Source organism: Cupriavidus sp. SW-Y-13 (assembly GCF_009793345.1).
Taxonomy (GTDB): Bacteria; Pseudomonadota; Gammaproteobacteria; order Burkholderiales; family Burkholderiaceae; genus Cupriavidus.
Window position 1 is genome coordinate 382,776 of record NZ_WHLX01000001.1, and the last position, 25,702, is coordinate 408,477.

21 protein-coding genes are annotated in these 25,702 nt (G+C 63.8%); 9 read left to right on the forward strand and 12 right to left on the reverse strand.

Annotation, left to right across the window (positions count from 1 at the left end; translation table 11 throughout):
• Positions 1 to 124 precede the first annotated feature (124 nt).
• The 6 genes from hpf to GA566_RS01825 form a co-directional block, all read right to left on the reverse strand.
• Positions 125 to 478: a ribosome hibernation-promoting factor, HPF/YfiA family gene (hpf, locus tag GA566_RS01800; RefSeq protein WP_066739680.1), complete on the reverse strand. Its 354-nt coding sequence runs from the start codon at positions 476 to 478 to the stop codon at positions 125 to 127.
• A gap of 50 nt (positions 479 to 528) precedes the next feature.
• Positions 529 to 2,010 (reverse strand): RNA polymerase factor sigma-54, encoded by a 1,482-nt coding sequence (locus GA566_RS01805; RefSeq protein ID WP_137924054.1) that lies wholly within the window; start codon positions 2,008 to 2,010, stop codon positions 529 to 531.
• 133 nt (positions 2,011 to 2,143) lie between these two features.
• The gene (lptB, locus tag GA566_RS01810; RefSeq protein ID WP_137924055.1) at positions 2,144 to 2,944 is read right to left on the reverse strand and encodes an LPS export ABC transporter ATP-binding protein; all 801 of its coding nucleotides are present in this window, start codon (positions 2,942 to 2,944) and stop codon (positions 2,144 to 2,146) included.
• Positions 2,945 to 2,975: 31 nt separating this feature from the next.
• Positions 2,976 to 3,635 (reverse strand): lipopolysaccharide transport periplasmic protein LptA, encoded by a 660-nt coding sequence (gene lptA, locus GA566_RS01815; RefSeq protein ID WP_137924056.1) that lies wholly within the window; start codon positions 3,633 to 3,635, stop codon positions 2,976 to 2,978.
• 67 nt (positions 3,636 to 3,702) lie between these two features.
• Positions 3,703 to 4,332: an LPS export ABC transporter periplasmic protein LptC gene (gene lptC, locus GA566_RS01820; RefSeq protein ID WP_137924057.1), complete on the reverse strand. Its 630-nt coding sequence runs from the start codon at positions 4,330 to 4,332 to the stop codon at positions 3,703 to 3,705.
• 2 nt (positions 4,333 to 4,334) lie between these two features.
• Positions 4,335 to 5,318 carry an SIS domain-containing protein gene (locus GA566_RS01825; RefSeq protein WP_160471369.1) on the reverse strand — a complete coding sequence of 328 codons (984 nt, stop codon included), beginning with the start codon at positions 5,316 to 5,318 and terminating at the stop codon, positions 4,335 to 4,337.
• A gap of 167 nt (positions 5,319 to 5,485) precedes the next feature.
• Here GA566_RS01825 and GA566_RS01830 point away from each other — a divergent pair, with 167 nt between their 5' ends.
• From GA566_RS01830 to GA566_RS01840, 3 genes are all read left to right on the forward strand, one after another.
• Positions 5,486 to 7,465 carry a monovalent cation:proton antiporter family protein gene (locus tag GA566_RS01830; protein WP_137924059.1) on the forward strand — a complete coding sequence of 660 codons (1,980 nt, stop codon included), beginning with the start codon at positions 5,486 to 5,488 and terminating at the stop codon, positions 7,463 to 7,465.
• 149 nt (positions 7,466 to 7,614) lie between these two features.
• Complete coding sequence (locus GA566_RS01835) at positions 7,615 to 8,187, forward strand: adenine phosphoribosyltransferase (RefSeq protein WP_137924060.1); 573 nt, start codon at positions 7,615 to 7,617, stop codon at positions 8,185 to 8,187.
• A 163-nt stretch (positions 8,188 to 8,350) separates the two neighbouring features.
• Positions 8,351 to 10,027: a Na/Pi cotransporter family protein gene (locus tag GA566_RS01840; protein ID WP_160471371.1), complete on the forward strand. Its 1,677-nt coding sequence runs from the start codon at positions 8,351 to 8,353 to the stop codon at positions 10,025 to 10,027.
• A 95-nt stretch (positions 10,028 to 10,122) separates the two neighbouring features.
• Here GA566_RS01840 and uvrA read toward each other — a convergent pair whose 3' ends face one another.
• A complete protein-coding gene (gene uvrA, locus GA566_RS01845; RefSeq protein ID WP_137924062.1) occupies positions 10,123 to 12,987 on the reverse strand; it encodes an excinuclease ABC subunit UvrA in 2,865 nt (954 codons plus the stop codon).
• 313 nt (positions 12,988 to 13,300) lie between these two features.
• On the opposite strand from uvrA, the gene GA566_RS01850 reads away from it, so the two are divergent.
• On the forward strand, positions 13,301 to 14,578 hold the full coding sequence (locus GA566_RS01850; protein ID WP_160471372.1) for an MFS transporter: 1,278 nt from the start codon (positions 13,301 to 13,303) through the stop codon (positions 14,576 to 14,578).
• A 218-nt stretch (positions 14,579 to 14,796) separates the two neighbouring features.
• Positions 14,797 to 15,363, forward strand: a complete 567-nt coding sequence (locus GA566_RS01855; protein WP_137924064.1) for a single-stranded DNA-binding protein — start codon at positions 14,797 to 14,799, stop codon at positions 15,361 to 15,363.
• Between the two features lie 73 nt (positions 15,364 to 15,436).
• Here GA566_RS01855 and GA566_RS01860 read toward each other — a convergent pair whose 3' ends face one another.
• The 3 genes from GA566_RS01860 to fliD (GA566_RS01870) all read right to left on the reverse strand — a co-directional run bounded on the left by GA566_RS01860 (position 15,437) and on the right by fliD (GA566_RS01870) (position 18,829).
• Positions 15,437 to 16,504, reverse strand: a complete 1,068-nt coding sequence (locus tag GA566_RS01860) for a LysR family transcriptional regulator (RefSeq protein WP_160471374.1) — start codon at positions 16,502 to 16,504, stop codon at positions 15,437 to 15,439.
• 90 nt (positions 16,505 to 16,594) lie between these two features.
• A complete protein-coding gene (fliD, locus tag GA566_RS01865) occupies positions 16,595 to 18,010 on the reverse strand; it encodes a flagellar filament capping protein FliD (RefSeq protein WP_160471376.1) in 1,416 nt (471 codons plus the stop codon).
• A 33-nt stretch (positions 18,011 to 18,043) separates the two neighbouring features.
• A complete protein-coding gene (gene fliD, locus GA566_RS01870; protein WP_160471378.1) occupies positions 18,044 to 18,829 on the reverse strand; it encodes a flagellar filament capping protein FliD in 786 nt (261 codons plus the stop codon).
• Between the two features lie 195 nt (positions 18,830 to 19,024).
• On the opposite strand from fliD (GA566_RS01870), the gene GA566_RS01875 reads away from it, so the two are divergent.
• The gene (locus tag GA566_RS01875; protein WP_137924068.1) at positions 19,025 to 20,758 is read left to right on the forward strand and encodes a SulP family inorganic anion transporter; all 1,734 of its coding nucleotides are present in this window, start codon (positions 19,025 to 19,027) and stop codon (positions 20,756 to 20,758) included.
• Here GA566_RS01875 and GA566_RS01880 read toward each other — a convergent pair.
• Together GA566_RS01880 and GA566_RS01885 are read right to left on the reverse strand one after the other, a co-directional pair.
• A complete protein-coding gene (locus tag GA566_RS01880) occupies positions 20,722 to 21,528 on the reverse strand; it encodes an IclR family transcriptional regulator (RefSeq protein ID WP_160471380.1) in 807 nt (268 codons plus the stop codon). The two genes, GA566_RS01875 and GA566_RS01880, sit on opposite strands and share 37 nt — an antisense overlap.
• Entirely contained in the window at positions 21,525 to 22,304 is a 780-nt protein-coding gene (locus GA566_RS01885) for an IclR family transcriptional regulator (RefSeq protein ID WP_160471381.1), read from the reverse strand. The genes GA566_RS01880 and GA566_RS01885 overlap by 4 nt, the downstream gene beginning before the upstream one ends.
• 208 nt (positions 22,305 to 22,512) lie before the next feature.
• On the opposite strand from GA566_RS01885, the gene GA566_RS01890 reads away from it, so the two are divergent.
• The 3 genes from GA566_RS01890 (at position 22,513) to GA566_RS01900 (ending at position 25,667) form a co-directional block, all read left to right on the forward strand.
• Entirely contained in the window at positions 22,513 to 23,472 is a 960-nt protein-coding gene (locus GA566_RS01890) for an MBL fold metallo-hydrolase (RefSeq protein ID WP_137924071.1), read from the forward strand.
• A gap of 190 nt (positions 23,473 to 23,662) precedes the next feature.
• Positions 23,663 to 25,399, forward strand: a complete 1,737-nt coding sequence (locus GA566_RS01895; RefSeq protein ID WP_160471383.1) for an FAD-dependent oxidoreductase — start codon at positions 23,663 to 23,665, stop codon at positions 25,397 to 25,399.
• 22 nt (positions 25,400 to 25,421) lie between these two features.
• Positions 25,422 to 25,667, forward strand: coding sequence for a DUF2783 domain-containing protein (locus GA566_RS01900; RefSeq protein ID WP_160471385.1), 246 nt, complete (start codon positions 25,422 to 25,424; stop codon positions 25,665 to 25,667).
• The last annotated feature ends 35 nt before the right edge of the window (positions 25,668 to 25,702 follow it).

A 25,702-nucleotide genomic window follows, 5' to 3' on the forward strand; every position in this document is an offset into this window, starting at 1 on the left:
CGTGAGGAATGGAAAGTTGTGCGGCAACCGGACGCCCCATCAAAAAAGCCGCGCAGATGCGCGGCTTTGCTCTCTTACTGTCAGTCCTCTCAGGACAACTGAAACTGTCGTTTCGTTGCGCTGGTTATTGTTGCTGTAGCTGCGCTTCGGCCATCTGGTACTTGACCGCCTCGCGGTCATGCCCTTGCACGCGATCCTTGTAGCGGATCACCTGGCGGTCGAGCTTGTCGACCAGACAGTCGATCGCCGCGTACAGGTCTTCATGATGGGCTTCGACGAAGATGTCCTTGCCTTTGAGGTGCAGATTGATTTCCGCGTACTGACGCTTGTCCTTTTCCTTGTGATTGTCGACTGATAGCAGCACGCTTACGCCAATGACCTGATCGAAATGTCTGACAATTCGCTCCAGTTTCGTTTCCACATACTCACGCAGCGGGGGCGTGATGTCGAGGTGGTGTCCACTGATCTTGAAGTTCATAGCGCTTCTCCTTCTGAAAGAGCCGCACCAGGCAGGCGGTTACGGCTCGGCTACAAAGACTTGCGGAGATTCACTGCGGGGATTTTCAATGCTTCGCGATATTTCGCCACCGTGCGGCGTGCGACCACAAAGCCCTGTTCGCCCAGCAGTTCGGCGATGCGGCTGTCGGAAAGAGGATTCCTGGGGTCTTCGGCTCCTATCAGTTGCTTGATCAGCGCGCGTATAGCCGTGGATGAGGCCGCGCCACCCGTCTCCGTGGAGACGTGGCTTCCGAAGAAGTACTTCAACTCGAAAGTACCCATCGGCGTGGCCATGTACTTGTTCGTTGTGACCCGGGAAATGGTCGACTCGTGTAAACCCAGTGTATCGGCAATTTCACGCAAAACCAAGGGGCGCATCGCGATTTCCCCGTGCGAGAAAAAGTTCTTTTGACGCTCCACAATCGCCTGCGACACCCGCAGGATCGTATCGAATCGTTGCTGGATGTTCTTGATGAGCCACCGCGCTTCCTGCAGCTTTTGCTGCAGTCCGGCAGCCCCTGCCTCGCCCTTCGCACCGCGCAGAATCTGCGCGTACATATCGTTGATGCGCAGGCGCGGCATCACGTCCGGATTGAGCTGCGCGATCCATCCGCTGCCGCTCTTGCGCACAAACACATCCGGCACCACGAAGTCCGCTTCCGGACGGCTGTACGCGTGTCCTGGATACGGTGCGAGGGAGCGGATCAATTCGTGCGCAGCCTTCAATGCTATTTCGTCCACCTGCAGGGCTTTCTTGAGCCGGGTGTAATCCCGTACGGCCAGCAGTTCCAGATGATGATTGACGATAGTCAGCGCCAGTTCGCGCTGCGGGTGCTTCAACCGCTTCAACTGCAAACTCAGGCACTCCGCAGCGTTGCGTGCCCCGACACCGGGTGGATCGAAGCTCTGCAGCAGCGTAAGTATCGCCTGCACCTCATCCACTTCGAACTCGAGTTCTTCCGGGAGTTCCGAACAAATTTCCTCGAGCGAGGCGCTCAGGTAACCGTCGTCGTCGAGCGACTCGATCAGGAAAATGGCCAGGCCCTTGTCGCGCACCGAGATCTTGAGTGGCGTGAGCTGCTCCATGAGGAACTCGCGCAGCGTCGGATCGGCGTCGCGCAGTTGCATCGGCGTCTTCTCGTCTTCGTCGCCTTGCGGGCGTCGCGCGAAGTCGTCGAGGCTCCAGTCGTTGCCGTAGTCCTCGCTGCCGGTATCGTTGTAGTTTTCCTCTTCGCCACCCGCCGCGCCATCGGCACGTTCGGTGCCGTTGGCCTGGGGTTCGGCCGGTGCGGGTGCCGGTGCGGTCTGGAGGTTGACCGAGCCGTCCGCGGCCACGCGCAGCGGACTATCCAGCCAGTCGTTCTCGCGCTCGAGCAACGGATTTTCCGTCAGCGCCTGCTCCACTTCCTGCTGCAGTTCCAGCGTGGAAAGCTGCAACAGCCGGATCGACTGTTGCAGCTGCGGGGTCAGGGCCAGATGCTGGGAGAGGCGGAGCTGAAGCGAAGGTTTCATGCGACCTATTCTATGCGCATCTTTCCGTTGTTGGAACGGAATTTGCTAGAACCTATCGCCCAACCTTGCGTGATCGGAAACGGCTTTGGAAAAACGGTGTGCAGCGTGGGCAGAAATTGCCGCACCGCACGCATCACATGCGGAAATTCTCGCCCAGATAGACGCGGCGCACAGATTCGTTGGCGATGATTTCCTCTGGCAGGCCGGATGCCAGCACCGTACCTTCGCTGATGATGTACGCGTGGTCGCAGATGCCCAGCGTCTCGCGAACATTGTGGTCGGTAATCAGCACGCCAATGTTGCGGGCCTTCAGGAAACTCACGATCCGCTGGATTTCGCCCACGGCGATAGGGTCCACACCGGCAAACGGTTCGTCCAGCAGGATGAAACGCGGCGACGACGCGAGCGCGCGGGCAATTTCCACCCGGCGGCGCTCACCGCCCGACAACGACAGTGCCGGGTTGTTGCGCAGGTGCGCGATCTGCAGGTCGTCCAGCAGGGAGTCGAGCCGGCGGTCGATCTCGGCCTTGGTCAGCGACTTGCCGTTTTCCACCTGCAGCTCCAGCACGGCGCGGATGTTTTCCTCGACATTGAGCTTGCGGAAGACCGACGCTTCCTGCGGCAGATAGGACAGGCCCATGCGCGCGCGCTCGTGGATCGCAAGGCCGCTGATGTGCTTGTCGTCCAGCACGATGTCGCCTTCGTCGAGTGCCACCAGCCCCACGATCATGTAGAACGATGTGGTCTTGCCCGCGCCGTTCGGACCCAGCAGGCCCACCACTTCACCGCTCTTGACGTCGAGCGACACATCCTTGACCACCGTGCGCGTGCCGTAGCGTTTCTTCAGATGGCGGACGACCAGCGTGCTGCTGTCGGTGCGGACGCTCGCAGCGGAAGAGGCGGCAGGGGAGGCGAGGGTGGCGGAGTCGTTCATCGGATACGGAGGCGATAGAAGGGGCTGTGTTTCAGGGCTTGGCCGGGGCCGTGGACGGCTTCAGGTCCAGCGGGGCGCCGCTCGCGGCGGGGGCGCTGGCATCGGCGCGCGGCGACAGCACGGCGCGTACGCGGCCCGACGGGTTGCCCGCGGTGGTGTTGTTGTCGCCGCCGGTGGCGGTGTAGTACTCGTTGCGGCTGTCATAGGTGATCACGGCGCCGCGGATTTCGTCGAGGATCTTGGCGCCGACGCCCGAGACACGTGCCGCGCGGGCATGGCCGATCAGCTTGTTGACCTCGGTCTTGCCATCGTATTCGATGCGGTCGCCCCAGCCGTCGATGTATTCGTCCACGCCGTCGCGCTTCTGGCGGATGTACGCCTGGCGGCCCGGCTTGGACGTGGCAATGGCGTACTGGTAGCCCTCGGGGTCCGTGCGCAGTTCGGCAGCGTCGGATTTCAGCACCATCGTGCCCTTGGTCAGCACCACGTTGCCGGTGAGGGTGTAGATCTGCTTGACGTCATCGTAGCTGGCATTGTCCGCTTCGAGCACGAGGGGCTTGGCCTGGTCCGCGCGCTCGGCAAAAGCGGGCTGGACCATGCTCATGGCGAGCGCGAGTCCGAGGGCGGCTAGGGCCGTCAATCGGGCGGGCGCCGGGCGGCGACAGGACGATGTCGACAGGGATGCAGTCATGTTTGGCAAATGATGAGATAGGGAAGGCGGCCAGGCGATGCGGCAGGACGAGCCTGCCAGCCGGGTGTCACTGGGTCCTGGCCTGCCCCTGCGGCGGGTTCATGACGATCGTGCCGCGTACGTTGCCCAGCAATTGTACTTCGCGGGTGACGTTGTTGAAGATCAGCCCGTTGGCCGTCATGACCGAAGGTCCGCGCGTCAGCTCCACGTTCTTGTCTGTCTTGACGATGTCGTCATTGACGAGCAGCTGGAAGTATTGCGACGTGGCGGTCATGCGCGGATCCTTCGACGGATCCACGCCGGCCTGCCGCACGATCACGGCGTTGCCGTAAAGGTCGATGATCGTGCCCTCGGCGTTCATGACGCCGCGATTGGCGTTGGCGGTCACGGGCGGGCGGTCCGGCTGGAAGGCACGCATGGCCGGCTTGGTCACGTCGTAGGTCTGGTCATCCTCGAAGTGGACCATCTTCACTCCGGTGAAGCGGATCTTGGTCGTGCCATCCGCAGCCAGTTCCGTGGCCGAGAACCGTTCCATCCAGTAGTCCGGTTCGTGGCGCTTGGTGCGTGACTGGTCTGTGCCGGTGCTCGGCGAGTTCAGTTGGACGAGCCAGAACGTGCTGCCGGCGACGATGGCCATCAGCAGCAGCGGCAACAGCCGCATGATCACGCCCGTGAGTCTGGACAGGAAGTCCGGCATGTTCAGATGACCTTGGCACGCGTGAGGTCATGGATGTGCAAGGCACCGACCAGGCGGCCGTCGTGGTCGACGACGAGCAACTGGTTGATGCGGTTTGCTTCCATGACCTGCACCGCTTCCACCGCGAGCTGGTCCTGGTTGACCATGCGCGGGTTGCGGTGCATGACCTCGCCGATGGGCACGGTCTTCCAGTCGGTCGAGGTCTCCAGCAGGCGGCGCAGGTCGCCGTCGGTGAACACGCCCACGGCGCGGCCCTCGGGGTCGACGACCGCCGTCATGGCCATGCCCTTGCGCGTGATTTCCATCAGTGCCTGGGCCAGCGGCGTGGTCTCGCGGACTTCCGGCACGGCGTTGCCCGAGCGCATGACGTCGCGCACATGAGTCAGCAGCTTGCGGCCGAGCGCGCCGCCCGGGTGCGAGCGGGCAAAATCTTCCTCGCCGAAGCCGCGCGCGTCGAGCACGGCCACGGCCAGCGCGTCGCCCAGCGCCAGTGCGGCGGTGGTGCTGGCCGTCGGCGCCAGGTTCAGCGGGCAGGCTTCCTGTGCCACGGCGCCATCGAGATGGGCGTCGGAGAGCTTGGCCAGGTTCGATTCCGGGTTGCCGGTAATAGAGATCAGGCTGGCGCCAATCCGCTTGACGATCGGGATGATCGACAGCAGTTCGGCGGTCTCGCCGGAATTGGAGAATGCGATCAGGACGTCGTCCCGCGTGATCATGCCGAGGTCGCCATGGCTGGCCTCGGCAGGATGTACGAAGAACGACGGCGTGCCGGTGGAAGCCAGCGTGGCCGCCACCTTGCGGCCGATGTGGCCGGACTTGCCGATACCGGAGACGACCACGCGGCCCGTGCAGCCGAGAATGATCTCGACGGCCTTCGCGAAGGCGGGCGTCAGGCGTCCGGCCAGCGCCGAAACGGCGTCTGCCTCGATCTGGAGAGTGTGGCGAGCGAGCGCGAGTGCTCGATTCGCATCGAAATTGGCTATCATGGCGCTGGAGTATACCAACGAATGCGATGGCGTCTGGCCCGGCTTTCCTGCCCTCCAGCTGAGACGACCGCCGCACTTGCCGTCGTTTGCCGTCTTTTGCCGGCGGGGTGCAGAGCCGGTCGTGGCGCGTGCCCGGCCGGATAGCTGAAGCCCTTCAAGCCCGCCGAATGCATTCTCCGCTGGAACTGACCCTCGTGCTGCTGGCCGCCGCCGTCCTCGGCGTGGTGGCCTTCCGCATGCTGCAACTGCCGCCCATGCTGGGCTATCTGGCAGTGGGCATCCTCATCGGCCCCCATGCGCTAGGGCTGGCCAGCGACACGGCCCAGACCAAATATCTGGCGGAATTTGGCGTCGTCTTCCTGATGTTTTCGATTGGGCTGGAGTTCAGCCTGAGCAAGCTTCACGCGATGAAGCGGCTGGTATTCGGGCTGGGCGGCTCTCAAGTGATGCTTTCATTGCTTGCGGTGATTCCAGCCAGCTGGATGTTCAACTGGCTGTTTCCGCTGTCCTGGCAGGCATCGGTGGCGCTGGGCGGCGCGCTGGCGATGTCTTCCACGGCCATTGTCGTGAAGATGATGTCCGAGCGGATGGAGCTGGAGAGCGAGCACGGCCGCAACATCATCAGCGTGCTGCTGTTCCAGGATCTGGCCGTGGTGCCGCTGCTGATCATCATCCCGGCGCTGTCCCGGGACCCCGGCGACCTGGCCTGGGCGCTGGGGCTGGCCACGGTCAAGATCGTCGTGGCCCTGGGCGTGATCTTTTTCCTGGGGCAGCGGCTGATGAGCCGCTGGTTCCACATCGTGGCGGCGCGCCGGTCGCAGGAACTGTTCATGCTGAACCTGCTGCTGGTCACGCTGGGCATGGCCGCGCTGACCGAGCGGCTGGGCCTGTCGATGGCGCTCGGCGCGTTCATGGCGGGGATGCTGATTTCCGAGACGCCGTATCGCCACCAGGTGGAGGAAGACATCAAGCCCTTCCGCGATGTGCTGCTGGGGCTGTTCTTCGTCACGATCGGCATGCTGCTGAACATCCGGGTGGTCATCGACCATATCTGGCTGGTGCTGGCCCTGCTGGTGGTGCCGATCCTGTTCAAGCTGCTGCTGATCACCGGGCTGGCGCGGCTGTTCGGTTCGCGGCCCGGTGTGGCCATCCGTACCGGGCTGGGTCTCGCACAGGCCGGTGAATTCGGATTCGTGCTGCTGAACCAGATCGACGGCATGGGGTTGGTGGACCCGGTGCTGATCCAGGTGATCCTGGCCTCAATGCTGCTGTCGATGCTGGCCGCGCCGTTCCTGATCCAGTACAGCGACAAGATTGTGCTGCGCTTTGCCGCCAACGAATGGCTGATGCAGTCGCTGAACATGACCCGCATTGCCGCGCAGAGCCTGCAGACCGAGAAGCACGCCATCATCTGCGGCTACGGGCGCAGCGGGCAGAACCTGGCGCATATGCTGGAGCGGGAAGGCATTACCTATGTGGCGCTGGACCTCGACCCTGACCGCGTGCGCGAGGCTGCGGCGGCGGGCGACACCGTGGTCTATGGCGACGCGGGCCGCAGGGAATCGCTGATCGCGGCGGGTATCCATCGTGCGGCGCTGGTGGTGATCACCTATGCCAACACGCAATCGGCGGTGAAGGTGCTGCACCATGTGCAGGAGCTGGAGCCGGCCTTGCCCGTCATCGTGCGGACGGTGGACGATTCCGAACTCGATACGCTGCAGAAGGCCGGTGCCACCGAGGTGGTGCCGGAGATCATCGAGGGCAGCCTGATGCTGGCCTCGCATGCGCTGGTGCTGCTGGGCGTGCCGATGCGCCGCGTGGTGCGTGGGGTGCAGCAGGCGCGCGACGCGCGCTACAGCCTGCTGCGCGGCTACTTCCACGGGCGCGACGACGAAGAAGACATGGTCGAACGCGATACGGTGCGGCTGCACTCGGTTTCGCTCGGCCCCGAGCACACCGCGGTGGGCCGCCGGCTTGGCACGCTGGGGCTGGAGCGGATTGGCGTGGAGGTGACGGCGGTGCGCCGACGTGGCATCCGCGCATTCGATCCGCAACCCGAAACGGTGCTGGAGCCTGGCGACATCGTCGTGCTGCGCGGCACACCGGAAGCGCTGGAATCGGCCGAGGACCGGCTGACCCGCCAGTAGCGGGCGGGGCCGCCGCGCCGTGTGCCGCCGGCTGCATGCGGAAGCTTCTTCGTGGCATCGCACTGCTGTATGGTTACGGCTGGCCGAAACAGGCGGCGGACAAAAGCGACGCGGCCGGCCGCACCAGATCCAACCCAGACAGATTCCCCATGCCCGATTCCCTCATCCAGTCCCCCGACCTCGGCAATGTCACCGGCTACCTCCGTGACCGCATCCGCACCGTGCCGGACTGGCCCCAGCCAGGCGTGATGTTCCGCGACATCACGCCGCTGCTGCAGAACCCCAAGACGTTGCGCGTGCTGATCGACGTGTTCGTGCATCGCTACATGGACCAGCAGTTGGACCTCGTGGCCGGTATCGACGCACGCGGCTTCATTCTCGGCTCGATCATCGCGTACGAATTGAATCTTGGTTTCGTGCCGATCCGCAAGAAGGGCAAGCTGCCCTTCCAGACCGTGGCCGAAGAGTACGAACTCGAATATGGCAGCGCCACCGTGGAAATCCATGCCGACGCCTGCAAGTCCGGCGACCGCGTGTTGCTGGTGGACGACCTGATTGCCACGGGCGGCACGATGATGGCTGGCCGCAAGCTGCTGGAGCGCCTGGGTGCCACGGTCGTGGAGGGTGCCGCCATTGTCGACCTGCCCGAACTGGGCGGCTCGAAGCTACTGCATGCCAGCGGCCTGCCGCTGTTCACGGTGTGCGATTTCTCCGGTCACTGAGTCGGCGTTTCCAGGCCCTTGCGGCCCGTTGCAGGGTTGCCGTCGTCCATTTGCCCCGTGCCCATGCGGGGCGCATAATGCCCCATTGATATAACAATGGCGATGACCGGGCGGCGCGCCCTCGCTTCTGCCCAGCCGGCACCGGTCACGAAAGGGACGCACCATGGGCGTTTTGCTTCATCTTCTCTCCGGCGTGGCGTTGCTCGTCTGGGGTACCAACATCGTCAAGGTCGGCATCCTGCGCGTGTACGGCGCCAACCTGCGCCACGTGCTGTCGGTCAGCGTCTCCAACCGCTTCAAGGCATTCCTGGCCGGTCTCGGTGTGACCGGGCTCGTGCAGAGCAGCAATGCCACCGCCGTCATCGTCAGTTCCTTCGTGGGCCAGGGTTTGATCGCCGTGGCGCCAGCACTGGCCATCATGCTGGGCGCCAACGTGGGCACGGCGCTGATGGTGCAGGTCTTCTCGCTCGACCTTTCCTGGTTGTCGCCGTTGCTGATCTTCGTTGGCGTCATCCTGCACCTGACGTGGAAGGGCAACAAGCCGGGCCACGTGGGTCGCGTGCTGATCGGGCTGGGTCTGATCACGCTGGCGCTGGAACTGATTTCGATTGCCACGCGCCCCGTGGTGCAGGCGGCCGGTGTGAAGGTGCTGTTCAGCTCGCTGACCGGCGACGCGGCGCTGGACATGCTGGTGGGCGCGTTCCTGACCATCCTCTGCTATTCCAGCCTGGCCGTGGTGCTGTTCTGCGGCGCGCTGGCCTCGGCGGGCGTGGTGTCGATCCATGTGGCGCTGGCGCTGGTACTTGGCGCAAACCTGGGCTCGGGTGTGTCGGCATTGCTGACTACCTCGGGCAACAACCAGCCGGGCAAGCGCGTGACGCTCGGCAACTTGCTGTCGCGGCTGCTCGGCTGCGTGATCGCGCTGCCAGTGCTCGGGCAGGCCGAGACCATCCTGTCGCATCTCGATGCCGATCCGCAACGACTGGTCGTGAATTTCCACCTGCTGTTCAACGTGGCGCTGGCCGTATTGCTGATTGGCGCCACGGCGCCGCTGGCTCGCCTTTGCGAGGCGATCCTGCCCGGGCGCAATACCGGCGACAGCCAGGTGACGCCGCGCCACCTCGATGCCGCGGCGCTGTCCACGCCCACGCTGGCGCTGTCCAACGCCGCCCGCGAAGTGCTGCGCATCGGCGATCGCGTCGAGCAGATGCTCGGCAACATGCTGCGCGTGTTGCGCACCAACGATGTGAAGCTGGCCAACGCGACATGCCGCATCGACAACGAGGTGGACGATCTCTACACGGCCATCAAGCTTTACCTCACGCAGATCAGCACCGAGGCGCTGGACGAGCGCGACGGCCAGCGCTGGACTGAAATCATCTCGCTGACCATCAATCTCGAGCACGCGGGGGATCTGATCGAGCGGGTGATCGTCGACGCCAAGGAAAAGAAGATCGCGCACAACCTGCAGTTTTCCGAGGCCGGCATGCAGGAAATCGCGGAAATGCACAGCCGCGTGGTGGCAAATCTGCGGCTTGGGCTGTCAGTGTTCCTGACCGGCGATATCCGCAGCGCCCAGCAACTGATGGCCGAGAAGGCCAACTTCCGCGACCTGGAGCGCAAATACGCACGCTCGCACCTGCAGCGCGTGGCGGTGCAGACCGCCGAGAGCATCGAGACCAGTTCGCTGCATCTGGACATCATCAGCGAACTCAAGCGCCTGAACTCGCTGTTCTGCGCGACGGCGTATCCGGTGCTGGAACAGGCCGGGTTGATGAATCGGAGCCGGATGAAGGACGAGGGGCCGGAGAAGGTGGGGGAGGTCGTGGAGGCGCGGTAGAGCGCTGACTTCCCTGCTTTTATGCTCCCCTCTCCCACAAAGTGGGAGAGGGGAGAAAACCAGCAAGGGAGCAAACACTCAGCAGCAGGAAACAATCACGCCCGCTTCAACAACGGCTTCAAATACTTCCCCGTAAAACTTGCCTTGCTGGCCGCCACGGCTTCCGGCGTGCCCTTCGCAATCACCAGTCCGCCGCCGGCGCCACCTTCGGGGCCCATGTCGATCAGCCAGTCGGCGGTCTTGATGACGTCGAGGTTGTGTTCGATGATCACAACCGTGTTGCCGTGGTCGCGCAGTTTCTGGATGACCTTGAGCAGCAGTTCGATATCGTGGAAGTGCAGGCCGGTGGTCGGCTCGTCCAGGATGTAGAGCGTGCGGCCCGTGTCGCGCTTCGACAGTTCCAGCGAAAGTTTCACGCGCTGCGCCTCGCCGCCCGATAGCGTGGTGGCCGACTGGCCGAGGCGGATATAGCCGAGGCCCACGTCGAGCAGCGTCTGCAGCTTGCGGCGCACCACGGGCACGGCGCTGAAGAATTCGTGCGCCTGCTCCACGGTCAGGTCCAGCACTTCGGAGATATTGCGGCCCTTGTACAGCACCTCGAGCGTCTCGCGGTTGTAGCGCTGGCCGTGGCAGACATCGCACGGCACGTAGACGTCAGGCAGGAAGTGCATCTCCACCTTGATCACGCCATCGCCCTGGCAAGATTCGCAGCGCCCGCCCTTCACATTGAACGAGAACCGGCCCGGATCGTAACCACGTTCCTTGGCCGACGGCACGCCCGCAAACAGTTCGCGGATTGGCGTGAACAGGCCCGTGTACGTGGCGGGATTCGAGCGCGGCGTGCGGCCGATGGGACTCTGATCGACGTTGATGACCTTGTCGAAATGTTCAAGTCCCTCGATCTGCGCGTGCGGTGCCGGTTCCGCCGTGCTGCCATACAGGTGGCGCGCCACCGCGTTGTAGAGGGTGTCGTTGATCAGCGTGGATTTGCCCGATCCCGAAACACCGGTGATGCAGGTCAGCAGGCCAACGGGAATCTCCGCCGAGACATTGCGCAGGTTGTTACCCGTGGCATCGACGATGCGCAGCATGCGTTCCTCGTCCGGTGCGGCGCGCTGCTTCGGCACTTCGATACTGCGCTGGCCGGACAGGTACTGGCCCGTCAGCGAGCCGGGAGACTGCTCGATCTGCTGCGGCGTTCCTTCGGCCACGATCATCCCGCCGTGGACACCGGCACCGGGGCCGATATCCACCACGTAGTCGCATGCGCGAATCATGTCTTCATCGTGCTCCACCACCAGCACGGAGTTGCCGATATCGCGCAGATGCTTGAGCGTGCCGATCAGGCGATCGTTGTCGCGCTGGTGCAGGCCGATCGACGGCTCGTCGAGCACGTACATCACACCCGTCAGCCCCGAGCCGATCTGCGACGCGAGACGAATGCGCTGCGCTTCGCCGCCGGAGAGCGTGTCGGCGCTACGTTCGAGCGACAGGTAATCGAGCCCAACGTTGTTGAGGAAGTTCAGCCGTGCCGAGATCTCCTTGACGATCTTGTCGGCGATCTCGCGCTTGGCGCCATGCAGGTTCAGCGTCAGGAACCACGTCAGCGCATCGCGCAGCGGCAGACCGTTGATCTCGTAGATCGCGCGTGCCTGTTCGTCCTCGCCAATCTTGACGTGCCGCGCCTCGGTGCGCAGCCGCGTGCCATGGCAGGCCGGGCAGGCCTGGTTGTTCTGGTACTTGGCCAGTTCCTCGCGCACGGCCACCGAATCCGTTTCGCGATAGCGGCGTTCGAGATTCGGGATGATCCCTTCGAACGCATGCTCGCGCACCGTGGTGCGGCCACGCTCGTTGATATACGTGAACGGGATTTCCTGCTCGCCCGATCCCTGCAGCACCACCTGCTGCACCTCGGCCGGCAGGTCCTCGAAGGCGGTTTCCGTATCGAAGTCGTAGTAGGCCGCCAGGCTTTGCAGCATCTGGAAGTAGAACTGGTTGCGGCGATCCCAGCCCTTGATGGCGCCAGACGCCAGCGACAGGTTCGGGAATGCCACCACGCGCTTTGGATCGAAGAACGTGATCTGGCCCAGGCCATCGCAGCTTGGGCACGCCCCCATCGGATTGTTGAACGAGAACAGGCGCGGTTCCAGTTCCTGCAACGAGTACGAACAGATGGGGCAGGCAAAGCGCGAGCTGAACATGTGCTCGCGACCGGTATCCATCTCCAGCGCGAGGGCGCGGCCATCGGCCAGGCGCAGCGCAGTCTCGAACGATTCGGCCAGCCGTTGCTTGATGTCGGCCTTCACCTTGACGCGATCCACCACCACGTCGATGCTGTGCTTCTCGGTCTTCTTGAGCTTGGGCAGCGCATCGACCTCGTAGACCTTCGCCTCGGCCTCGTGCGCGGTGCCGCCGCCCGAACGGATGCGGAATCGCACGAAACCCTGCGCCTGCATCGTATCGAACAGGTCGGAATGCTCGCCCTTGCGGTCCGCCACCACCGGCGCCAGGATCATCAGCCGGGTGTCTTCGGGCAGCGCCAGGGCGGCGTCCACCATCTGCGACACGCTCTGGGCCTGCAGCGCGATATTGTGGTCGGGGCAGTAGGGCGTGCCGGCACGGGCGTACAGCAGGCGCAGGTAATCGTGGATCTCGGTGACAGTGCCCACCGTGGAGCGCGGATTGTGGCTGGTGGCCTTCTGCTCGATCGAGATGGCCGGGGACAGGCCCTCGATCAGGTCGACGTCGGGCTTTTCCATCAGTTGCAGGAACTGGCGGGCATAGGCAGACAGCGACTCCACATAGCGGCGCTGACCTTCGGCATAAAGCGTGTCGAACGCCAGCGACGACTTGCCCGAGCCCGACAGGCCCGTGATCACCACGAGCTTGTTGCGGGGAAGGTCGAGGTTGATGTTCTTCAGGTTGTGGGTACGCGCCCCACGGATCTTGATTTCTTCCATATACCGTTGGTTCGCCCGCTGGGGCCGCAGCCTGCTGCATGCAGGTCCCGGTCTCACGGAAACATCAAAGTGCCTTGCGCAACACCTGGCGCCCGCGTTAGTCACCGCGTGGGATGTGTGCCGCTTCGGGACCGTTCGGACCATGCTGTCAGTGCACGTGACCGGAAAAGCCCGGGGAAGCAAACCTGCTAATATACCGAACTTCGGTTTCCGGGGTTGCCCGGCGCCAGACGTCCGGCCGAGGCAACTTCCCTGCGCGGGCGCTTGTCGAAGCGGCGCCACCGACCGAGTCAGAATTCCACAAACGACCGCAATGCCGTCGATCCCGCCTTCCTCTCAAGCCGCAACCCTCGCCGACGCGTCCGCCCATACGGAACCCGTGGCGCCCGTGCGCGACCGCATGACGCGCAGCGAGTTGCGTGCCAGTCTCTCGCTGGCCAGCATATTTGCCTTGCGCATGCTGGGCCTGTTCCTGATCCTGCCTGTCTTTGCCGAATTTGCACGCACGCTGCCGGACGGCCATGACGCCCAGCGCGTGGGGATCGCCATGGGCATCTATGGGCTGATGCAGGCGTTCCTGCATATCCCGCTGGGCTGGCTGTCCGACCGCATCGGCCGCAAGCCCGTGATGGTGGCGGGCCTGCTGCTGTTCGTGGCTGGCGCCGTGGTAGCTGCGATGTCCGATACGCTGACCGGTATCACCATTGGCCGTGCCATGCAGGGCATGGGCGCCATCTCGGCGGCGATCACCGCATGCATCGCCGACCTCACACGCGAGAGGCATCGCACCAAGGCCATGGCGATGGTGGGCGGCAGCATCGGCCTGACCTTTGCGCTGTCGCTGGTCATTGCGTCGCCGCTGCTGCACAGCATCGGGATGTCGGGCATCTTCGGGTTGATGGCCGTGCTCGGTGTGCTGGCAATCCTGGTCACGCTCTTCATCGTGCCGACGCCTCCGGCGCCGCATCCGGTGCGGCTGCCGTTCCGCACCGTGTTGCTCAATCCCGACCTGATCCGCATGAATGTTGGCGTGCTGGCGCTGCATGCGAGCCAGGTGGCGATGTTCATGGTGGTGCCGGCCATGCTCAGCGACGCAGGCATGCCGCTGGACCAGCACTGGAAGATCTACCTGCCCGTGGTGCTGGTTTCGTTCCTGCTGATGCTCGGGCCGATGATGGCCGCCGAACGCTACGGCAAGATCCGGCCGGTACTGCTGGCATCCGTCGCACTGATGACGGCCGTGCAGTTGCTGTTCGCCACGGTGCACGGTCTCTGGGCGATCAGCGGCGTGCTGCTGCTGTTCTTTGTCGCATTCAACGTACTGGAGGCGATGCAGCCTTCGCTGGTGTCGCGCTATGCCGCCGCCAGCCGGGGCGCCGCGCTCGGCGTCTACAACACCACGCAGGCGCTGGGCCTGGCCCTGGGCGGGGTAGCCGGTGGCTGGCTGCTCCAGCACGAAGGCCGTCCGGCGGTGTTCGTCGGCTGCGCCGCGGTACTTTTGGTCTGGCTTATAATCGCGTGGAGCATGAAGGCGCCACCCGCCCGCGCAGGCGCGGACAAGGCCGGCGATGCCGCGAGCGCCACGGTCTGAAATCCCCTGGCGTTGCGGCTCGGACACAACATTTGACGTTTCCGCATCACGCCGACACGTTTTTCCGTAGTATCGGCTGTAGCATTCGACACGCGCCCGACGGAGCTTCCGAACGGCGCGTGATGTCGTTTACGGTCTGGCGGATATTTTTCGCGAACCACACTTTCGCTTTACGTTTAACGCCGCGCTGAAAGGGCGCGGTCCCTGGAGAAATTCACATGGCATCGGTCAACAAAGTGATCCTCGTCGGCAACCTCGGCGCCGACCCTGAAACGCGTTACATGCCCAGCGGCGATGCCGTGACCAATATCCGGCTGGCGACGACCGATCGCTACAAGGACAAGCAGAGCAACGAGTTCAAGGAAGCCACCGAGTGGCACCGCATCGCGTTCTTCGGCAAGCTGGCCGAAATCGCGGGCCAGTACCTGCGCAAGGGTTCGTCGGTCTATATCGAAGGCCGCATCCGCACGCGCAAGTGGCAGGACCAGTCGGGCCAGGACAAATACAGCACCGAAATCGTCGCCGACCAGATGCAGATGCTGGGTGGCCGCGGCCAGGGTGGCGGCGGTGAAGAAGGTGGCGGCGGCTACGGTGGTGGTGCCGGCGCGGGCGGTGGCGGCGGTGGCTACAGCCGCGAATCGCAAGGCGGCGGTGGCGGCTACGGCGGTGGCCGTGCCCAGGGCGGCGGCCAGGGTGGTCAAGGCGGCCAGCAGGGCGGTCAGCGCCGCCAGCAGCAGGCACCCTCGAACGGTTTCGAGGATATGGATGACGACATTCCGTTCTGAGATGCACCTCTCTGACAGTAGAGAGTAAAAGAAAGCCAAGGCCCTCTTCACGGAGGGCCTTTTGTTTTTCTGGCTAGCTGGCGGTGTCCCTGGTCGGCTGTACTGCTAGCGGCTGCGGCTCTGATTGGGCGACCAGTGCAAGCGCATGGCGGCTCGACGGCTTTACGTTGTCGAGCGGCCCATCCAGATGGCACACCGTACCCACCCAATCCACAAAAGCCCGCAACGCCGGGGTCAGTTTCTGCCGCGAGAAGATCACTGACAGGAGGGGGGGCGGGGGACGGAAATCGGGGAGGATTTCGCGCAGTTCGCCGCTTTCGATATGAGGGGCGGCCTGGATGGCTGGAATCTGAACGATGCCGAGGCCGAGCAGTGCACTGTGCAGATGCGCATCGCTGAAGTTGGTGGTCAGCCGGGATGGCACGCGAACCAAACGGGGGCTGCCGTCGACGGTGAAGGTCAGCCCAAACTGCGGCATCGATTCGCTGTTCGCCCAGTTCACCGCAATGTGTTCTTGCAGGCTGTCTGGATTCTTGGGCAGACCGTAGCGGGCGAGATATGCGGGGCTTGCCACCGTGATGTACGGGTAAGCACCCAGGCGACGTGCGATGAGGGACGAGTCTTCGAGTTCGCCGATGCGAAATGCGCAGTCGATACCGTCCTGCACCATGTCCACGCGGTCTTCGTCGAAACGCACAACGAGCTCGATGTCGGGATGCTGCGCGTGGAATCCATCCAGTGCAGGAAGGATGACGCAACGTCCGACGGAGTCCGGCATGACGATCCGCAGCCTTCCTTGTGGTCCCCGTGCCGGATGACGGAAGCCCGCTTCGGCCGTGTCGACAGCATCGAGAATGCTGGTGCAGTGGCCGTAGTAGGTGGCACCGATGCTCGTCAGGCGGAGGCTTCGGGTGGAACGATGGATGAGCTGGACGGCGAAATGTGCTTCGAGCTCCTGCATGATGCGGGTCACGGCGCCACGAGACAGGCCCAGGGAATCGGCTGCTCGGCCGAAGCTGCCGGCGTCCACGATCCGTGTGAAGACAGACATGGCACGGAGTCGATCCATGCAGAAGTACTCCTCTCGTGGCGGCGCGCGCGATGTCGCGATATGAGCCGCGAAATTACGTTCTTGCGCCACCGTGCACAAGCCGCAGCCGGGACGCAGTGCATCACGCAAAAGGAAACAGTGCGTGCACTCCATCGTCCCGGGTGCGTGGAGCCATTTGCGCTACTTGCCGCGATTGCCGTTCAGCGCCGCGAACTGTTCCGTCAGGTAGGTCTTGGTCTTGTCCAGCCGCGACACCAGCAGGTCCAGTTGCGTGAACTGCGCGCGATAGCGATCCATCACCACGTCGATGCGATCCGCAGTGGCGGCGTACTTGTCTTCCAGGCCCTTCAGCGTGTCGGTGATGCCGCTGGTGGCCGCATCGAGTGCGCCGCCCTTGTTGTTCAGGCCATCCACATAGTCCGTGATGGTCTTGCCCATGCCGCTGGTGCCGTCCACGCCCGTAAAAAACGAGGTCAGGGCCTTGAAGTTGGTCGACAGGGCCGTCTTGAGCTTGTCGTCGTTGACTTCAAGCTTGCCAGCGTTGTCGGTGCCGACGTTGAACTCGATGCCGAACTTCGACAGCGTGTTCATGCCGCCGGCGCCATCGGGCAGGGCCGTGTTCAACATCGAACGCATGCTTGCCATGATGTTGCGCAGCGTGTTGTCGCCATTGAGTGCGGCCTTGGTGCCGGACTCCGTGTCGTACGCAGTCAGCGTCTTGGCGGCGGACAGCACGTTGTTGTAGGCGGTAACAAAGCCTTTCACGGCGGCGGTGATTGCGCTGTCGTCGCGGGTCACGGCCATTGTCGTGGTGCCGACTGACTTGATCGTCATCGTGATGCCCTGCGCGGCTTCTTCCACAGTGTTGCTCTGGCTGATGACCTCGATGCCGTTGATGGTCATCCTGGCGTCGGAAGCCTTGACCGTCTCCTTGACGCCATTGGGCTGCGTGGCCTGAGTGGGGTCGAAGTTGACGATGTCGCCCACCGCCGCATCGCTGGCGCTGACCTTCATCTGCGATGTCGTGCCGGTCTTCTCCGACGTCAGCACCAGTCGATATGGCGTGCCGCTGCCGTCGTTGACGATACTCGCGGTGACGCCTACGCCGGCCTTGTTGATCGAGTCGCGGATGCCTTGCAGGGACGTGTCCGAGCCGAGCGTCACGGTCTTGGTGGACGACGGCGTGCCGCCCGAGGCAAGATCCGCGCCGAAATCAAAGGTGATGGTGCCGCCGCCGATGGCGCTCGACTGGCTGGTGACCGCCTTCGTCACCAGCGTCTGGGCGGCAGCGACGGAGGTGACGTTGATGTTGTAGCTGCCAGCGACGGCGCTGGAATTGGCGGCGGCGGTCAGCACGCTCTCGCTCGCCACGTACGGCTTTACGGCGGCAAACGTCGAGGCGCTGGCCAGCGTCTTGGCGGCGGCTGAGTAGGCGTCGAGCACGCTCTTGATCGTGCCGTAGCCGGACAGCCTGGCCTGGAAACTCTTGGCCTGGTTGTTGATTGCGGTGAGCTGGATTTTTTCGTTGGCCTCGATCTTGTCGAGCAGGTCTGCCAACTGGAGATTGGAGCCGATGCCAATGGAGGAGATTGCCATGTTCTTATGTGTTGTTAAGACTGCGATCGGCGATCAGCCGCCCAGCAATGCCAGTTGATCGGAGAAGAAACTGTTCGCCGCGTTGCTTCCGTTGATCAGCATGTCGAGCCGGGTGTACTGAATGCGATAGGTCTCCATCACTGCGGCTGCCCTGGTCACCTCGTCGGACTGGCGTCCTGCAAGGTCTCGAAGATCGGCCCCGATCTGCCCAGTTGCCTTGCTGAGGGCGCCACCGGGCTTGGTCAGTGCCGTCACCGCATCGGAGACCGCCTTGGCAAGACCTTCGTTGTCCTTGCCGTCGCCTTGCAGCAGGTCTTTGACGGCCTTCGGATCATCCTTCAGTGCCTGCTCGAACTTTGCGCTATCGAGCTTCAAGTCGCCGTTGCTGTCGAAGGACAGGCCGATGCTGCTGGCATCGACATCGCGGAACGCCCCCTGCAGCGAAGTCGATATCGCCCTGAGCGCGGCGTCACCCGTGAGGGCGCCCGGTGTCGCGCCCGGTCCGATGCCAGTCTGGTTGCCAATCTCGCTACGTACGGCGTTGAAGGTTTCAACGAGCTTCTTTACCGCAGCCAGGGCGGAGGGATCTTCTCCGTCCGCCGGTGCCTTGATATCGCTGAGCTTTGCGATGGCATTGGCTGCACCGGCCAGATCGTCCAGGCGGCCTCGGACCTTTGCGTAGGCCGACAGCTTGCTGTTGTAGGAGTTCGCCTGCTGATCGTAGAGGCTCAGTCGTGACGTAACGCTTCTGCCCTTTGCCGCGAAAGCTTGATTCAGGTCGATGCCGGCGGCGTAACCCAGTGTGGTGACAGAACTCATCGCTGTTAGTCCGAGAAGTAGATACGGAGGCTAACGACTGGCGGGCGATGGTTAATTATTCGAGAAGAGAAAAATGACTTTTGCGTAAATCCGAAAAAGCAGGAAGCGAAATCTACTGGGCCGTAAGGCCAATGCCATTCCCGCGCCTTGGGTCCTATGCTGTAATCAGCGCTTTCTTCCGGCTTCCACCGATTTATGGCATCGAACCCTTCCACCACTCGCGATGCGCCCGCTTCGCAATGGCTGCGGTGGCTTCCGGGCCTTGCCACGCTCAGGCAATACGAGCCGGGCTGGCTGCCCAGGGACATCGCCGCCGGACTCGTGCTGACCACGATGCTGGTGCCGGTGGGCATTGCCTATGCCGAGGCATCGGGCGTACCCGGCGTGTACGGGCTCTATGCCACGATCATTCCGCTGCTGGCGTACGCGATGTTCGGTCCGAGCCGCATTCTGGTGCTCGGTCCCGACTCCGCATTGGCGGCGCCAATCCTGGCGGTGGTCATCGCGTCATCGGCAGGAGATCCGGCGCGTGCCGTGGCCACGGCGAGCCTGATGGCGATTGTGGCGGGGCTGTTCTGTGTCGTGCTTGGCCTGCTGCGGCTCGGCTTTATCACCGAGCTGCTGTCGAAGCCGATTCGCTACGGCTACATGAACGGCATTGCGCTGACCGTGCTGGTCAGCCAGTTGCCCAAGCTGTTCGCCATTTCGATTGACGATGCGGGGCCATTGCGCGAACTGTGGCAACTCGGGCAGGCGATTGCCGATGGCGAGACGCACGCCTACAGCCTGCTGGTCGGTCTCGGCACGTTGCTGCTGATTCTGTTGCTCAAGCGATACGAGCGCGTGCCGGGCATCCTGATCGCCGTCATTGTCGCCACGGTGGCGGTGACGGTCTTGCGGCTCGACGATGCGGGTGTGAAGGTGCTGGGCGAGATTCCGCAGGGTTTGCCGGGGTTCGCGATTCCGTGGCTGGGCAGTGCGGATTACGTGCGCATCGTGCTGGGCGGCTGCGCCGTGGCGATGATTGCCTTTGCGGATACCAGCGTACTGTCGCGCACCTTTGCGGCGCGCTCGCATACGCGCGTCGATCCGAACCAGGAAATGGTCGGACTCGGCGTGGCAAATCTTGCAGCGGGATTCTTTCAGGGCTTTCCGATCAGCAGCAGCGCATCGCGCACGCCGGTGGCCGAGGCAGCCGGGGCGCGGACGCAATTGACCGGCGTGGTCGGCGCCATCGCCGTGGCCGCACTGTTGCTGTTCGCACCGAACCTGCTGCGCAACCTGCCCAACAGCGCGCTGGCCGCCGTGGTGATCGCCGCCGCGCTGGGCCTGTTCGAATTCAAGGACCTCAAGCGCATCTATCGCATCCAGCAATGGGAGTTCTGGCTGTCGATGCTGTGCTTCGTGGCGGTGGCGGTCTTCGGTGCGATTCCGGGCATCTGCCTCGCCGTAGTACTCGCCATCATCGAATTCCTGTGGGACGGCTGGCGCCCGCACTTCGCGGTGCTGGGCCGCGTCCCCGGTCTGCGCGGCTATCACGATTTGAAGCGCTATCCGCAAGCTGCGCTGATCGATGGACTCGTACTGTTTCGATGGGATGCGCCGCTGTTCTTCGCCAATGCCGAACTGTTCCAGCAACGGCTGACCGAGGCGGTGGAGGCAGCACCTTCGCCGGTGCGCCGCGTGGTGGTGGCAGCGGAGCCGGTCACGAGCGTCGATGTCACATCGGCGGACATGCTGCGCGAACTGAGCCACGCGCTACAGGCACAAGGCATCGCACTGCACTTCGCCGAAATGAAAGACCCCGTGCGCGACAAGCTGCGACGCTTCGAACTGACTGAAATCTTCGGCAACGACCGCTTCCATCCAACGATCGGCAGTGCGGTGGATGATTACTTGACGAGTCTGGGGGTGGTGCTGGAGGAGTAGGCCCCAAACCGCCACGACAATCTTGCCGCCGCCTGCATCACCACCTCTGCCACATCGCTGTCCAGCGCGCTGTCAAAGCTGCCGCTGCTGCCCATCACTGCAATGACGAGTGCCAGCGCGCCGGTGTGATCGAAGACCGGCGCGGCAAGGGTGTCGATGCCGGGTACGGGGCGGCTGATGGCGTGGTCGATGCCTGACTTGCGGATGGCTTGCCAGCGCGAAACGAGATCGGCACGTGCCGGTACGGAAGCACTGGCCATGCGGATCGCGTCCAGCTTCAGCGCATCGTCGCGGACATCGTCGGGAAGGTGTGCAGCGAAAGTGCGGCCGATGGCAGTGTGAACCATTGACAGCACCGTGCCGACGCGCAGGCTGACGTGCTGCGGACGTGACGATTCCTCGAGGCGGATCACGGTGGGACCGAGGGGGCCGAAGACGGCCATGGCTACAGATAGCCCGGTGGCTTGTGCAAGGGCGATGATTTCCGGTTCGGCTTCGCGTGTTGGCGAGAGACGCTGCAGCGCGACGAGTCCGAGTTCGAGCGCGAGCACGCCAGCCTCGAAATCGCCATCGGCATTGCGGCAGAGCAGGCCGATCTTCTGCAGGCTCACCAGATGCGGGAAGGCCTTCGCTGGTGCCATGTCGGCGGCGCGTGCGAGTTCGCCCAGCGAGAGCGGTCGGCCTGCGTCTGCCAGTGCATCGAGCAACTGGCCGGTGTTGTCGAGCGACTGGATGCCGCGCTGCGGTTTGTGATCGGCGTGATCGCTCATGCGGGCTCCAGCGTTTGCATCATCTCTTCGCGCGCCGCACGCATGGCGCGCGCCACGGGACCTTGCGCGTCCACATCGATGGTGCCGGTAGAGCCAATCGCGGTTAGCACCAGCCGCAATGTGCCATCCGCGCCGATCAGCGGCATCGCCAGGCTGCTCACAGCCGGGCTGGGCGCATCGATGCTGTATTCCATCCCGCGCTCGCGGATGATGTCGAGCGACGCGGCGAAGTCGTGCAGTGCATCCGTCAATGCGGATGGCTGCTGGCTGCGCCAGATCGGCTGCCAGTGCGATGCCGGTTGGAACGCGCAGTAGACGCGGCCCGTCGCCGTGGCGGCCAGTGCCATGACTGTTCCCACATGAAGGTTCACGTGCAATGACATGCCGGCCGGTGCGTAATGGACGATGGTCGGCCCTTGCGCGGTTGGCAGGCTGATTGCCACGTTGCAGCCGATGGTTGCCGCCAGCGTCTGGACGCGCGGCACGGCGGCGCGATAGGCGGGATCGTGATCGAGATGAAGCATGCCCAGGCGCAGCGACAACGGGCCCGGCTCGTAGCTGCCATCGAGATGATCGCGCTTGATCAGACCGAGCCGAGTCAGGCTGACGAGGTAGGTATGCGCCTGCGCCGGTGCCATTTGCGCGGCAGCAGCCAGTTCGGCCAGCGACAAGGGGCGTCGTGCATCGGCCAGCGCTTGCAGCAGGCGGCCGCCAACTTCCACGCTCTGGATGCCGCGTTGAGTCTTTCCAGCAGGTTCGGCCGGGGAGCGTGCCATACGTTCGGAAGGCGGGTTAGCGAAAGGTCCACATGGTAGCGCGAGGCGGCGCGGCAAGCGCATTGGCATCTCCGCCACGTAGGGGTTTGCCATTACTTAGTGAATAGCAATCGTATTTGTCATTGACTAAGCATAGTCGTTTTCCTAAGCTTCGACTACCAGCGGCGTATACCGCTCCCCCCACATCGAAAAAAATACGAGGCAGACAATGGCAAAGGCATTTGCATCGCAGGCAGACCTGGAAGCCAAGCAGATCACTTTCACGAAACTCTCGGACAACGCCTATGCCTACACGGCCGAGGGCGACCCGAACTCGGGCGTGATCATTGGCGACGATGGCGTGATGATCATCGACACCACGGCCACCCCGGCCATGGCGCAGGACCTGATTGCGAAGATCCGCTCGGTCACTGACAAGCCGATCAAGTACGTGGTGCTGTCGCACTACCACGCGGTGCGCGTGCTGGGTGCCTCGGCCTATTTTGCGGAGGGTGCGGAGCAGATCATCGCCAGCCGTGGCACGTACGAGATGATCGTCGAGCGTGGCGAGGCCGACATGAAGTCCGAGATCGAGCGCTTTCCGCGCCTGTTCGCCGGTGTGGAAACGGTGCCGGGCCTGACGTGGCCCACGCTTGTCTTCGAGAAAGAAATCACGCTGTTCATGGGCAAGCTCGAAGTGCGCATCGCGCATCTGGGCGCGGGGCACACCAAGGGCGATACGGTCGTGTGGCTGCCGCAGCAGAAGGTGCTGTTCTCGGGCGATCTGGTGGAGTACGACGCGGCCTGTTATTGCGGCGACGCGCAGTTGGAGCAATGGCCCGCCACGCTCGATGCACTGGCCGCGCTGCAGCCCGAGAAACTCGTGCCGGGTCGTGGCCCCGCACTGACCAACCGCGACGAAGTGGCAAAGGGGCTCGCCTATACGAAGGATTTCGTATCCACGCTGCTGCAGGCGGGCCGCGAGGCCGTGGCTGGGCAGATGGATCTCAAGGCGGCGATGGCGCATACGCGCAAATCGATGGACCCGAAGTTCGGCCAGGTGTTTATCTACGAGCACTGCCTGCCATTCGATGTCTCGCGCGCGTTCGATGAAGCGGCGGGGATCAAGCATCCGCGCATCTGGACCGCGCAACGGGATCAGGAGATGTGGGCGGCGCTGCAGGGGTGAGGCGCACGCAAGCCTGATGGTTTTCTCCCCTCTCCCGCGTTGCGGGAGAGGGGCTGGGGGAGAGGGCCAGCGGTGCAAATTGCGATCAGTCGGCAAGCAGAACTTCCAGCCCTCTCCCCCAACCCCTCTCCCATTGCATGGGAGAGGGGAGCAAACACGAAAACAAAAAAGAAATTCGCACGGAGACACCATGACCGACATCGACTACCAGCGGCAGACCTACGCCTATTCGCCATGCGATGAGCAGCAGGCGGGGCATGTTGCCGAGGGGCCGCGTCCCGTGGTGATCGTGGGTGCGGGGCCGGTGGGTCTTGCCACTGCCATCGACCTCGCGCGTCACGGTGTGCCGGTCGTGCTCATTGACGATGACTGCTCACTGTCCACGGGCTCGCGTGCCATCTGTTTTGCCAAGCGCACGCTGGAGATTTTCGATCGGCTCGGCTGCGGCGACCGCATGGTGAAGAAGGGTGTGCGCTGGAACGTCGGCAAGGTGTTCCTGCGCGACCAGAAGGTGTACGAGTTCGATCTGCTGCCCGAGTCCGGTCATCAGCGTCCGGCGTTCATCAACCTGCAGCAGTACTACGTGGAAGGCTATCTGCTCGAACGCGCGCTGACGATGCCGAACATCGACATCCGCTGGAAGAGCCGCGCCGTGGGCATTGCGCAGCACGACGACCACGCGGTGCTAACCATCGAGACTCCGGATGGCTGCTATGCGCTCGGCGCGCGCTACGTGGTGGCGGCCGATGGTTCGCGCAGCGCGCTGCGCAAGATGATCGGACAGGAGAGCCACGGCCACACCTTCCGTGACCGCTTCCTGATTGCCGATGTGAAGATGGATGCGCCGTTCCCGCCCGAGCGCTGGTTCTGGTTCGATCCGCCGTTCCATCCGAACCAGTCGGTGCTGTTGCATCGTCAGCCGGACAACGTGTGGCGCATCGACTTTCAACTCGGCTGGGACGCCGATCCCGTGGCAGAGAAAGCGCCCGAGCGGGTCATTCCGCGCGTGCAGGCGCTGCTCGGCGCCGATGCGAAATTCGAGATCGAATGGGTCAGCGTCTACACGTTTTCGTGTGTGCGCATGGACAGCTTCCGGCATGGTCGCGTGCTGTTCACGGGTGACGCCGCGCACGGCGTGTCGCCATTCGGCGCGCGCGGTGCGAACAGCGGCGTGCAGGATGCCGAGAACCTCGCGTGGAAGCTTGCGTATGTGCTGCAGGGCAGGGCGCCCGACCGCCTGCTCGACACCTACGCCCGCGAACGCGAATACGCCGCCGACGAGAACATCCGCCACTCCACACGTTCTACGGATTTCATCACGCCAAAGAGCGCGATGAGCCGCGTCTTCCGCGATGCCGCGCTGACGCTGGCGCGCGATCACGCGTTTGCGCGGCAACTCGTCAACAGCGGGCGCCTGTCGGTGCCTGCCGTGTTGCGCGAATCGTCGCTCAATACAGCCGATGTCGATGAATTCACTGGTGGTCTGATGCCCGGCGCGGTGTGCGTTGATGCGCCCGTGGCCGAAGCTGCAGGCACGCCGTGGTTGCTGCCGCATCTGGGCGACGCATTCGTGGCGCTGATCTTCGGTGCACCGGCCGGACTCGATGCCGCGAACGCCGGGGCGTTGCGGCAACTCCAGCATGGCGAGGTTCCGCTTCGTGTGGTGTTCGTCACCGATGCGGGCATGTCCGCGCAAGCGTGGCCGGGTGCCACCGTGCTGCGCGATGCGCTGGGGTTGGCCGCGCGTCGCTACGATGCGAATGCGGGCACTTGCTACCTCGTACGACCGGACCAGCACGTCTGCGCGCGCTGGCGCCAGGTGGATGCCACGCGCATCGCCGAGGCCATGGCCCGCGCCACATGCGCCGCTATATCGTCGATCACGACCTCGCAGTCAGCGCCGGTGAATTCGCCGGCCATGGCCTGATATCGATCCCGGAGACAGGCCGATGCCGATCAATACCGCCCCCAACCTCGCGCGCGCCGATGATTTCTACGAGGCGCTGATCGAGATGCATCGCGATCTCGATGACGCGCAAAGCCAGGCCGCCAACGCACGGCTGATCCTGCTGCTGGCCAACCATATTGGCGATCACGACGTCTTGCTCGATGCGCTGCACCTGGCGCGCGAGGCCGCAGATCCACAGGCCATACCCAGCGCTGAATCGCGCAGCCATCCCCAAAATCGGGCGTGAAGGTAGAGCCGGCGCCCGGCTCCGGTGCATCCGGA